Below are 12,142 nucleotides of genomic sequence, written 5' to 3'. Positions count from 1 at the left end.
AAGACTAGTCCTTCAAATTGCCAAGCTCGCGCCGCAGCGACGCCGCATTGGCCTCGCTGCGGGCGATGTCGTCGCGCAGCGCTGCGGTGCGGTCGAGGTATTTCTGATAGTTGCGCTCATTGCCCTGGCGCTCCGGCTGGCCGTTGTTGTACTCGGCGCGCAGCGCCTGCAGCTTGGCCTCTTCGGCCTGCAGCTCCTGCGCGAGCACCGTGCGGCGCTCGCCGTCGCGGCTCTTTTGCGTGGCGCTGTCCACGCGCGGGAAGCTGGTGCCTCCAGCCGCCGCGCCGGCGGTGCTGCCAGCGCCCTTGGCCGGCGCAGCGATGCGCCCGCCCGGAACCGTCACCACCTCCGGCAGGTTCAGCTTCTTGCAGCCCTTGCCGGCGTTGCCATTGCGATACTCGGGCACGCCATTGGGCCCGGTGCAGACATAGACGTCCGAGGACTGCGCGGCAGACTGCCCGGCCCATGCGCCCAGCGTCAGCGCCACGGCACTCACCAGAACAGGGAATCCGAGACGAAATTGGTGCAGAGAGCGGGGCAAGGTCAGGGTCCGGCAGGCCGTGCGTGAAGAGGCGTCCATGAACATGGCGTTAGGTTTGAACGGGGGTGGGAACACGATTCCCCATTCTAGCGAGCAAAGCAAAAAGGGACAGCCGAAGCCGCCCCTTTCTGGTGCAACTGTTGCCCGGTCACAACCTGTGTCATTCCCGGGCAAGGGCCGCTTACAGCGAGTAGTACATTTCGAACTCGACCGGGTGCGTGGTCATGCGGAAACGCGTGACTTCTTCCATCTTCAGTTCGATGTAGGCATCGATCATCGAGTTCGAGAACACGCCGCCGCGGGTCAGGAACTCGCGGTCGTTGTCCAGGTACTCCAGCGCCTGGTCCAGGCTCGAGCACACGGTCGGGATCTTTGCATCCTCTTCCGGCGGCAGGTCGTACAGGTTCTTGTCGGCAGCTTCGCCCGGGTGGATCTTGTTCATCACGCCGTCCAGGCCGGCCATCAGCAGCGCCGAGAAGCCCAGGTACGGGTTCATCAGCGGATCCGGGAAGCGGGTCTCGATGCGGCGGCCCTTCGGGTTGGCCACGTACGGGATGCGGATCGAAGCCGAGCGGTTGCGGGCCGAGTAGGCCAGCTTCACCGGAGCTTCGAAGCCCGGCACCAGGCGCTTGTACGAGTTCGTGCCCGGGTTGGTGATGGCGTTCAGGGCGCGGGCGTGCTTGATGATGCCGCCGATGTAGTACAGCGCGAATTCCGACAGGCCGGCGTAGCCGTTGCCCGCGAACAGGTTCTGGCCGTCCTTCCACACGGACTGGTGCACGTGCATGCCCGAACCGTTGTCGCCGACGATCGGCTTCGGCATGAAGGTGGCGGTCTTGCCGTAGGTGTGGGCGACGTTCTGGATCACGTACTTCTGCATCTGGGTCCAGTCGGCGCGCTGCACCAGCGTGCTGAAACGGGTGCCGATTTCGTTCTGGCCCTGGCCAGCCACTTCGTGGTGGTGGACTTCAACGGGGATGCCCAGCGATTCCAGGATCAGGCACATTTCCGAACGCATGTCCTGGAAGGTGTCGATCGGGGCTACCGGGAAGTAGCCGCCCTTCTTGCCCGGACGGTGGCCGCTGTTGCCGTGTTCGAATTCCTTGGCCGACGACCACGGGGCTTCTTCGGAGTGGATCTTCACGAAGCAGCCTTGCATGTCGACGTTCCAGGTCACGCCGTCGAAGATGAAGAACTCGGGCTCCGGGCCAAAGAAGGCGGTGTCGCCCAGGCCGGTGCTCTTCAGGTAGGCTTCGGCGCGCTTGGCGATGGAACGCGGGTCGCGGTCATAGCCCTTGCCGTCCGACGGCTCGACCACGTCGCAGGACAGCACCAGCGTCGGTTCTTCGTAGAACGGGTCGATGTGGGCGGTGTTCGAATCCGGCATCAGCAGCATGTCCGAAGCTTCGATACCCTTCCAGCCGGCGATCGACGAACCGTCGAAGGCGTGGCCGCTTTCGAACTTGTCTTCATCGAAGTGCGACACGGGCACGGACACGTGTTGCTCCTTGCCTTTGGTATCGGTGAAACGGAAATCGACGAACTTGACGTCGTTTTCCTTCACCAGCTTCATCACGTCTGCAACGCTGTGGGCCATGCCAATCTCCTGGATATTCGGCGGAAGTCTGAGAAAGCCAATTCTTGGGCCTGTCGTCACCGGCGCCGATGCATGCTCTGCCGCGCCGTCCCGACCAGCCACGAAAGGACGAGGAATGTTAGCAGAAAGCGTGCCATGCAAACGCCCCACCGCCACCGGCAGCCCGAAAAATGTGCAACGTCGGCGAACCGCGCACCGCGGCGGCGTAAGGAAAGCAGCGGCTCCACTGCCGAGTGGCGCACCGGTTACACGCATTCCGACGTAGCGCCCCCTAATGAAACACCACAATGGTGCATCCAGCAAGGTACCGCACTGAAGCAGTGCATTTGCACCAAAAACAGTCATCAGACGCCCCAGCAGCCGGCAATGAGGTTTCGAATCGGCCCGGCGCTATAGAATAGTGTGTTGCGGCTTTGCCGCCCCCAATTCCATTCCTCAAATTTGTCACGCAGATGACCACCCGAGACGATCTCCTCCAGGCCGCCCGCCAGCGCCAACAACAGAACCAGCTCCCGTATTTCGGCGCGCTGTCGCCGCAGGAAGCCTTTGCGCTGCTGCAGAACGATCCTTCCGCCGTGCTGGTCGATGTGCGCACCCAGGCCGAGCTGGACTGGGTCGGCGGCGTTGACGTGCCGGACGCGCAGTTCGCCCATGTCGAATGGATGTCCTATCCGGGCGGTGCGCAGAATGCCCGCTTCGTCGAAGAGCTGAGGGCACGCGTGCCGGCCGACGTGCCGGTGCTGTTCCTGTGCCGCAGCGCGGCGCGCTCCAAGCACGCCGCGCGCGTGGCCACCGAAGCCGGCTACCACTTCGCCATGGATGTGCTGGAAGGCTTCGAGGGCAACCGCGACGACCACCACCACCGCAAGACTGTTGAAGGCTGGTGCGTGCGCGGACTGCCGTGGCACGGCGCCTGATCGCGGTCGGGCCAGGATGAGAGAAGGGGCAGCCAAGGCTGCCCCTTCTTCTTTTTGCGACCCGTGCCGCCTTAAGCCTGCGCCGCTTCGCGCGGCGGCTGCTCCACGGTCTCGAACCCCATCGCCTGCACGCCTGCGAGCAGCATCGCATAGGCCGGCGCCAGCAGGTCGGCCGGGCCCTTGACCCCCAGGTCGATATGGCGGCGCGCGAAGCGGTCGCCGCGCTGCACGTCGCCGACCGACGGCAGGCTGAACACACGGATGCCCGGATGCGCCGCTTCGACCGTCTCCATCAGCGGCGTCAGCGTGGACTCTGGCGCCTCGAACACGTAGAAGGCCCGCTCCTGCTGCTGCACCTGGTGGAACAGGTGCGCATAGTCGTGGTCCAGCACCCATTCCATCATCGGCCATGCCATCACCGGGAAACCCGGCATGAAGTGGTGGTGACCGACCGAAAAGCCCGGGATGCGGTTGTAGCTGTTGGGGATGATGCGCGCGCCCTCGGGGAACTCACCCATTTTGAAGCGGTGCTGGTTTTCCGGCTGGTTCAGGTCGGCTTTGACCGGGTCGCCGCCGGCGGTCTCGGCAATACGCAGCGCAATCAGCTCGCGCGCGTCGGGATGCAGCACCAGCGGCACGCCCAGCGCGGCGGCCGCGCACTGGCGGGTGTGATCGTCCGGCGTGGCGCCGATGCCGCCGGTGCAGAACACCACGTCCGGGCCGGCCAGCGTGCGCCGCAGCGTGGCGGTGATGCGGGCGCGGTCATCGCCGACGTATTCGGCCCAGTCCAGCGCCAGGCCGCGCGCGCCCAGCAGTTCGATGGTGCGGCGCAGATGCTTGTCTTCACGCCGCCCCGACAGGATCTCGTCGCCAATGACGATCAGGCCAAAACCCATATTGCCCTCGCTTCAGGAGTTTTCGATGCGGCGCACGTCGCTCGGCGCCAGGTCGATGACGTCGCCGTCAAGCGCCGGCTGGTCCGGCTGAGGCACCGGCGGCTGGGCCGGCACCGCCGCGCGCTCGGCCCGCAACTGCGCCAGAGCGCGCAGGCAGAAGTGGCCGAACCACAGCGCCGAGAAAATAAAGATCAGCACATACAGCCACAGCGTGCCGGCCAGCACGAACGGAAACAGGAAGATCACCGCCGCCGACGACACCCACAGCAGCGTCGGCGCCGAGCCCAGCAGCCCCACCGCCACCCCGATCACCAGCAGCGGCGTGCGGTGGCGGCGCACCAGCGTCTTGCGCTCTTCGGCGCTGGCGTGGTCGGCGAGCGCGTCATACGTCATCACGCGGTAGGTCAGCCAGCCCCACAGCACCGGCGGGATCAGCGCAAAGAACGGCGGGATCAGCCATAGCGGCAGCGTCACCAGCACCAGCACCAGGAACACCAGCGTGCTGCCCAGCGACTGGAGCACGCTGCCCAGGATGCTGCCGCCATGGGCCTTGGCCAGGTCCGGGTAGCTGCGCTCCAGGTGGCGCACCACCGCCGGCACCGAGAACACGCCGATAAACATCAGCATCGAGGCAATCACCAGCGGGATCGCCAGCGCCGCCACGAACAGCGGCGCCACGATGGTGCGCATCGATTGCAGGCCGAACCAGTCGAGCGCACTGTAGATCCAGCTGGTCAGGATGGAGGTTTCCAGGAAGCTGCGCGTGGCGCCCATGATGGGGTCCCAGCCCCACCAGAGCAGACCGCCCCACAGCAGCGTGGCCAGGACGAAAGGCAGCACGGTCAGCATCAGCATGCGGGGATGCAGCTGGCTGACCAGCGCGCGGCCAAACGAGCGGAAGATATCGTTCATGCAGTCGAAGGCAAACAGGAGGAAAGGCGCCGGGCGCGGCAGAAGTCCGACTGGGCCGGACCGGCGGCAACCCGGAACACTAGCATACGCCGCTTGCCGCCGCGGCGCGCCGTGTTGCGCCGCGGGTGGAGGACTGCCTCCAGACCCGCCGTTTCAGCGCAGCCGCAGCAGCCGCTTGATGCCGTACCACTGGTGCGCCAGGAAGCCCGCGCCGTAGTCGTGGCCCTTGCCCAGCGGCGGCGGCAGCTGGTCGCGGATGCCGGTCGGATGGTAGGTCTCGGTGAAGACCGCGGTGCCGAGCAGCATGTCCCACCACGGGAAGATCACGCCGTAGTTGCAGCCGCCCAGCTTGGCCGGTGCGCCGTCGGCCTCATGGCCGATGCCCACGGCGTGGTGGGTGCGGTGAAAGCGCGGCGAGATCAGCAGCCGCTCGCCGATGGCGCCGAAGTGCAGCCGCACGTTGGCATGCTGCAGGCTCTGCAGCAACTGCGACAACGCCACCAGCAGCACGTACTGCGACGGCTCCACGCCCACGCCCAGCGCCACCAGCGCGAACACCAGATCGCGCAGCATGTCGTCCAGCAGGTGGTTGCGGTTGTCGCTCCACAGCGTCATCTGGCGCTGGCTGTGGTGCACCGCATGCAGATGCCACCACCAGCGGAACGAATGCGACAGCCGGTGGTACCAGTAGTCGAGGAAGTCGAACAGCAGCAGGTAGACAAAGAAGCTGACCAGCGGCACCGAGGTCACGCCCGGCCACCAGTCTTCCACATTGATGCGGTGCCAGCCCATCAGCCGCAGGTCGCCTTCCAGGGCGTCGGTCAGCGGCGCGAGCAGGAAGAACATGGCCAGCCGGAACAGCCCGAGCCGGTGGATCACCGTGTAGAAGATATCGGTGCGGATGCCGGCGCGGTCGGATACCGGCTCGACCGGGCGCCATTTCTCCAGCGGCCCCAGGATCAATGCCATCACCACGATCTGCACCAGGCCCACCAGCAGCCACTCGGTGCCGGTGAAGGCTTCCTCGGCATAGCGGCCAAACCCGAGGTCGTAGACCACGGGCAGCACCACGTCCTGGAACAGCGTGCCCTCGACCTGGCCGATCCAGCCGTTCAGCGTCTCCCACATCAGCGCCTGCCCTCCTTTTGCCCGACTGGCTGCGGCCTGGCGATCCAGTCGCGGTAGGCCGGGTGCTCGCGCAGCGTCGCGAAACAGAATCCCTTGCGCTCAAGGCCGGCGAGCAGCGGCTCCAGCACGCCGGGCGCCCACGGATCCTTGCGCGACCAGATGCCCAGGTGCGCCATGGTGATATCGCCGTCGCGCAGGTTGGCCAGCGCGCGTTCCAGCAGTGCCGCGTTGGGATAGCGGTCGGACGACAGCTCGTCGCCCAGGAACCCGGCCGGCGCCCAGCCGACGTGGCGGAAGCCGCACTGCTCGGCCCATTGCACCGTCTGCGGCGCGGTGCGCCCGCCCGGGGCGCGCCACAGCGGCACCATGGCGGCGCCGGTCATGCCGTGGAAGGCGTCGGCGCTGCGCCGCAGCTCCTGGCAGAATCCGGCCGCATCCATGGCCATGTCCTTGCCCGCCTGTGTGCCGAACTGCGGCCGCATGGTCACATGCCCGGCGCGCACGCTGCGCAGGTAGACATGGTCGAAGGTATGCGTGCCAAAGGCGTGGCCGTCGGCCACCAGCGACTTCCAGTACGGCGCCCAGGATGGGTCTAGCGAACTGTCCTGGCGCACGGTCGGCTCATTGGCCAGGAAGAACGTGGCGCGGATATGGTGGCGGCGCAGCGTATCGGCGATCAGCTGCGCCTGGCTCATGCTGCCTGTGTCGAAGGTCAGGTAAAGCGTGCCGGCCGGGCACGCCTTGGCGGCAGGCTTGGGCGCGTCAGCCGCCTGCAGCGCGGATGGCAGGCCGCAGGCAAGCGCCAGCGCAGCCAGCAGCCTGCCCAGCCGTCCGGATCGCGATGCCCTGGTGTCATCCATGGTTCCTGCCCTGCCCGATCAATACAGCGGCGCGCGCGTGCGGAAATAGATGCCGTGCGGCGAGCGCCCGACGCGCACGGTCTTGACCAGCTTGCGGCTGGCCACGTCGACCAGGCCGACCGCGCGCGCCCAGCGGAAGGTGACCCACAGCGTCTTGCCGTCGGCGGTCAGCTCCATGTCGTCCGGGCCCGGCGGCAGGCCGGTGATGTCGCCGACCTTGGTCAGCGTCTGCTGGTCGATGATGCTGATGCTGCTCGTGACCCGGTTGCTGAGGAACAGGTGGCGCTTGTCGCCGACCGCGCGGAAGTTGTGCGCGCCCTTGCCGGTCTGGATCTGCTTGACCACCGTGCGCGTGCGCCAGTCGATCACGGCCACGTAATCAGCCCCGGTCATGCCGACCAGCAGGTATTTCTGGTCCGGCGTGACCCAGATGCCCGCCGGCGCCGAGCCGGTTTCCATGCGCCACATCACGTTCTGCGTGACCAGGTCGATAGCCGCCACCTCATTGGAGTCCTGCAGCGTGATGAAGGCGATGCGGCTGTCGGCGGTAAAGGCGATATGGCTGGGGGTCTTGGCCAGCGGGAACTGCTTGGCCAGCTTCAGCGCCTTGCCGTCCCAGCGGTAGAGGTCGACACGGTCGAGCCGGTTGCCGGTGGCGACAAACCACTTCTGATCCGGCGAGAAGCCGATCTGGTACGGGTCGTCGACATTGGGCACGCGCTGCTGGACCTTGCCCGAGACCGGGTCCAGGAACACCAGGTCGTTGCCGACCGCGTTGGCAACGATCAGCGACTTGTCGTCCGGCGTTGCGATCAGGTGGTGCGGTTCCTTGCCGATCGGGAAGGTCTCCAGCACCTTCTGCGTATCCTTGTCGATCAGCGTGACGGTTGCATCACCTGAATTCAGGATCACCACCACTTCCGCCGATGCCGGTGCGGCCAGCAGGCCCAGCGCCAGGGCGCCCACCGTGAAACCACCAGCTACAACACGACGCAATGCGAACCGCAGCGCAAACATAAGACCCGCCAGAAGAAGACTGAACCGGCGATTCTAACGGTTGAGCACGAAAATCCGCTGACGCCGCGGCCGAACTCGATCAAGATTTTGGCAGATTGTTGCGCCGGAGCGACCATTTTCGGTTCGCCCCGGCATTGCGCCCCGCGCCGGCGCTCAGCGCTGCATCGATTCCCACACTTTCTGCAGCCGCTTGACCGACATCGGCACCGGTGTGCGCAGCTCCTGGGCGAACAGCGCGATGCGCAGCTCCTCCAGCATCCAGCGGAATTCCTCCAGCCGCGCGTCCTCGCCGCCGCGGCCCTGGGTGCGCAGCTGCTTTTCGGCCCGCTGCCACTGCTGCACCAGCGGCGCCATCTCCTGCGTGCGCTGGGTGTCGCGCGCCGGGTCGCCCTTGAGCTTGTCCACGCGCATGGCGATGCCCTTCAGGTAGCGCGGGAAATGGACCAGCTGCGTGTACGGGGTCTCGCCGACAAAGCGCTCGCCCATCAGCCGCCCGAGCTGCGCTTCCATGTCCGCATGAGGCCCGGCGAACGGCTTGGCCTGCAGCAGCTTGCGCGGCAGCCCGGCGTATTCGGCCAGGATGGTCCCCACCAGCCGCGCGATCTCCTGCGCCAGCAGCGACAGCCGGGTGCGGCCCTCGTCCTTGCGCGCATTGAACTCGGCCTCGTTGCGCGGCAGCGGCGCCTGCATGCAGGCACGCTCCAGCGCCAGCATCACGATCTGTTCGCGCAGCATCTCCTGCGTGCCCAGCGTCATGTACTGCATCGCCATCTGCTGCAGGCCCGGGATGTTCTTCTCGATGAACTTGACCTGCTCGCGCAGCTGCAGCGCAAACAGCCGGCGCAAGCCCAGGTGGTGGACGCGGGCGGCTTCCTGCGGGTCGTCGAAGACTTCCACGTCGCAGTGCGTGCAGCGGTCGACCAGCGCGGGGTAGCCGAACAGGGTCTGGCTGCCCTTGCGGATCTCCAGCAGCTCGGGCAGCTCACCGAAGCTCCACCCGGTCAGGCCCTCGTACTTGCCGGGCTCGGCCGCGGCCAGCGGCGCCGCCTGCTCCGGGGACTGGGTTGCCGCCTGTGCCGCGGCTTGCGCGGCCACCCGCTGGAACGACTGCTGCGCCTGCCCGCCCAGCTCGGCGCGCAACTGGGCCAGGTTGCGGCCCATCTCAAGCTGGCGGCCGTGCTCGTCGACCACCTTGAAGTTCATCGTATGGTGCGCGGGCAGCGTTTCCAGCTTGAAGTCGGCGCGCTTGACCATGGTGCCGGTCTGCTCGCGGATATCGGCGATCAGCATGTCCAGCAGCTCGCCCTCGCCAAGCGGCTGGCGCGCGACAAAGCCCGCGGCATATTCCGGCAGCGGCACGCAGTGGCGGCGCAGCTTCTGCGGCAGCGACTTGAGCAGCAGGTGCACCTTCTCCTTGATCATGCCCGGCACCAGCCAGTCGGCGCGCTCCTGGCGCACCTGGTTGAGTGCGTACAGCGGCACGGTCAGGGTCACGCCGTCGCGGTGGCTGCCTGGCTCGAAGTGGTAGGTCAGCCCCATGTCCACCCCGGCCACGTTCATGGCCTTGGGGAACAGGTCGGTGGTGATGCCGGCCGCCTCGTGCCGCATCAGCTCGTCGCGGTTCAGGTACAGCAGCTTGCGGTCCTTGCCGCTGTCTGCCTGGTACCACTGCTCGAAGCTGGCCTGCTGGCAGATGTCGGCGGGAATCGCGCGATCGTAGAAGGCGTAGATCAGTTCGTCGTCGACCAGCACGTCCTGGCGGCGAGACTTGTGCTCCAGGTTCTCGATCTCGCGCACCAGGCGCTGGTTGTGCGCATAGAACGGCAGGCGCGTGTCGAACTCGCCCTCGACCAGTGCACGGCGGATAAAGATCTCGCGCGCTTCCTGCGGGTTCATCGGGCCGTAGTGCACGCGCCGGTGCTGGTAGACCACCAGCCCGTACAGCGTGGCGCGCTCCAGCGCCAGCACCTGGCCCGCCTTCTTTTCCCAGTGCGGATCGCTCCAGCTGACCTTGAGCAGGTGGCGGCCCACCTGCTCCAGCCATTCCGGCTCGATGCGCGCCAGCGTGCGCGCGAACAGCCGGCTGGTCTCGACCAGCTCGGCCGCGACAATCCAGCGCCCGACCTTGCGCGCGATCAGCGAGCCCGGCCACAGGTGGAACTTGATGCCGCGCGCGCCCAGGTATTCGCGGCCCTTGCCGTCGCCATCCTCGATGCGGCAGCCGACATTGCCCAGCAGGCCGGTCAGCAGCGCCTTGTGCACCTGCTCATAGGTGGGCTCGCTGTCGTTCAGGCGCCAGCCCTGCTCGGTCACCGTGGTCAGCAGTTGCGAATGCACGTCGCGCCACTCGCGCAGCCGCAGGTGCGAAAGGAAGTGGGCGCGGCACTGGTCCTGCAGCTGGCGGTTGGACTTCTTGTGCGCGACCGCGTCCTCGAACCACTTCCACAGCTTGACCCAGCCCAGGAACTCGGACTTCTCGTCCATGAACTTGCGGTGGGCCTGGTCGGCGGCTTCCTGCGCCTCCTGCGGGCGGTCGCGCGGGTCCTGCACCGACAGCGCGCTGGCGATGACCAGCACCTCGCGCAGGCAGTGATGCTCGCGCGCGGCCAGGATCATGCGCGCTACGCGCGGGTCCAGCGGCAGCTTGGCCAGCTGGCGCCCGGTGCCGGTAAGCTGGTTGGCGTCGTCGACCGCGCCCAGTTCCTGCAGCAGCTGGTAGCCGTCGGCAACGGCGCGGCCCAGCGGCGGCTCGATAAACGGGAACGACTCGATCTCGGTCAGCCGCAGTGCCTTCATGCGCAGGATCACCGCGGCCAGCGACGAGCGCAGGATCTCTGGGTCGGTAAAGCGCGCCCGGCCGGCGAAATCGGACTCCTCATACAGCCGGATGCACACGCCGTTGGCAACCCGGCCGCAACGGCCGGCGCGCTGGTTGGCAGCGGCCTGCGAGATCGACTCGACCTGCAATTGCTCGACCTTGTTGCGGTACGAGTAGCGCTTGACCCGCGCCAGCCCGGTATCGACCACGTAGCGGATGCCCGGCACCGTCAGCGAGGTTTCGGCGACGTTGGTCGCCAGCACGATGCGCCGCGCGTTGGACGGCTTGAACACCCGCTCCTGCTCCTGCACCGACAGCCGCGCAAACAGCGGCAGGATCTCGGTATGCGGCGGGTGATGCTTGCGCAGCGCCTCGGCGGCTTCGCGGATCTCGCGCTCGCCGGGCAGGAACACCAGCACATCGCCGGGGCCGACGCGGCACAGCTCGTCGACCGCCTCGACAATGCCATCGTACAGGTCGCGCTCGCGCGCCTGCGGGCTGCGCGGCGCGCCCGCGGGCACGGCCTCGGTGATCGGGCGGTAGCGCACTTCCACCGGGTACAGGCGGCCGCTGACCTCGATCACCGGCGCCGGCTTGTCGCCCGAGGCGAAATGCTGGGCAAAGCGCTGGGCATCGATGGTGGCCGAGGTGATGATCACCTTCAGGTCCGGGCGCTTCGGCAGGATCTGGCGCAGGTAGCCGATCAGGAAGTCGATGTTCAGGCTGCGCTCGTGCGCCTCATCGATGATCAGCGTGTCGTAGGCGCGCAGCAGCGGATCGTTCTGAGTCTCGGCCAGCAGGATGCCGTCGGTCATCAGCTTGACCGACGCCCCCGACGACATGGTGTCGTTGAAACGCACCTGGTAGCCCACGTGCTCGCCCAGCGGCGTGCCGATCTCCTGCGCAATGCGCTTGGCGGTCGAGGTGGCGGCGATGCGCCGCGGCTGGGTGTGGCCGATCAGCCCCCCACCCTCGCGCCCCGGGCCGCGCCCGATCGACAGGCAGATCTTGGGCAGCTGGGTGGTCTTGCCCGAGCCGGTCTCGCCCGAGACGATCACCACCTGGTTGGCCAGCAGCGCCGCGGCGATCTCGTCGCGGCGGCCGGAGACCGGCAGGGCCTCCGGGAAGGTGATGGGCGGCAGCGGGTTGACCGGCCTTGGCGCACGCGGCGCACGCGCCTCGCGGGGACCGCGTGGCGGGCGCTGCCCGGCTTCACCGGCCGGCCGGGCAGCGGCTGGCTGCGCACGGACGTCCGGCTTCCTGGCCGGGCCTGGGGCCGGCCGGGGCTGAGTTGGGGAGGCTGGCTGAGCGGCACCGGCGCGCTGGCGCGGCGCGGCGGGTGGTTTAGGCTTGACGGGGCGTTGTTCTGACATTGGCCGGGATTATAATCCGCGGGATGAACGCCAGAACCGACGCGCCGCAGACGGCGCCTGCCTCCTCACCCGCCGCCCCCGTG

At 67.3% G+C, this 12,142-nt stretch carries 9 protein-coding genes; 1 reads left to right on the top strand and 8 read right to left on the bottom strand.

Going from position 1 to position 12,142, the window contains the following annotated elements; genetic code table 11:
• Positions 1–4: 4 nt before the first annotated feature.
• Complete coding sequence (locus AC3WON_RS16445; RefSeq protein WP_492352273.1) at positions 5–580, bottom strand: DUF4124 domain-containing protein; 576 nt, start codon at positions 578–580, stop codon at positions 5–7.
• A 142-nt stretch (positions 581–722) separates the two neighbouring features.
• Positions 723–2,138: a 3-hydroxylaminophenol mutase gene (locus AC3WON_RS16440; RefSeq protein WP_010809454.1), complete on the bottom strand. Its 1,416-nt coding sequence runs from the start codon at positions 2,136–2,138 to the stop codon at positions 723–725.
• Between the two features lie 452 nt (positions 2,139–2,590).
• On the opposite strand from AC3WON_RS16440, the gene AC3WON_RS16435 reads away from it, so the two are divergent.
• Positions 2,591–3,055 carry a rhodanese-like domain-containing protein gene (locus tag AC3WON_RS16435; protein ID WP_010809453.1) on the top strand — a complete coding sequence of 155 codons (465 nt, stop codon included), beginning with the start codon at positions 2,591–2,593 and terminating at the stop codon, positions 3,053–3,055.
• Positions 3,056–3,126: 71 nt separating this feature from the next.
• Here the strand turns inward: AC3WON_RS16435 and AC3WON_RS16430 are convergent, their stop codons facing one another.
• The 6 genes from AC3WON_RS16430 to hrpA form a co-directional block, all read right to left on the bottom strand.
• Complete coding sequence (locus tag AC3WON_RS16430) at positions 3,127–3,951, bottom strand: competence/damage-inducible protein A (RefSeq protein ID WP_492319900.1); 825 nt, start codon at positions 3,949–3,951, stop codon at positions 3,127–3,129.
• Between the two features lie 12 nt (positions 3,952–3,963).
• Positions 3,964–4,863, bottom strand: a complete 900-nt coding sequence (locus tag AC3WON_RS16425; protein ID WP_492352272.1) for an EI24 domain-containing protein — start codon at positions 4,861–4,863, stop codon at positions 3,964–3,966.
• 153 nt (positions 4,864–5,016) lie between these two features.
• Positions 5,017–5,991 (bottom strand): sterol desaturase family protein, encoded by a 975-nt coding sequence (locus AC3WON_RS16420; RefSeq protein WP_011615615.1) that lies wholly within the window; start codon positions 5,989–5,991, stop codon positions 5,017–5,019.
• Positions 5,991–6,851: a polysaccharide deacetylase family protein gene (locus AC3WON_RS16415; protein ID WP_492352271.1), complete on the bottom strand. Its 861-nt coding sequence runs from the start codon at positions 6,849–6,851 to the stop codon at positions 5,991–5,993. The genes AC3WON_RS16420 and AC3WON_RS16415 overlap by 1 nt, the downstream gene beginning before the upstream one ends.
• A gap of 18 nt (positions 6,852–6,869) precedes the next feature.
• The gene (locus AC3WON_RS16410) at positions 6,870–7,868 is read right to left on the bottom strand and encodes a YVTN family beta-propeller repeat protein (protein WP_492352270.1); all 999 of its coding nucleotides are present in this window, start codon (positions 7,866–7,868) and stop codon (positions 6,870–6,872) included.
• 153 nt (positions 7,869–8,021) lie between these two features.
• Positions 8,022–12,059, bottom strand: a complete 4,038-nt coding sequence (gene hrpA, locus AC3WON_RS16405; RefSeq protein WP_492352269.1) for an ATP-dependent RNA helicase HrpA — start codon at positions 12,057–12,059, stop codon at positions 8,022–8,024.
• Positions 12,060–12,142 lie beyond the last annotated feature (83 nt).

This window comes from Cupriavidus sp. FW305-46 (genome assembly GCF_058787075.1).
Note: the sequence above shows the minus strand (reverse complement) of the source record. Positions and strands in the feature narration are given on the sequence as shown.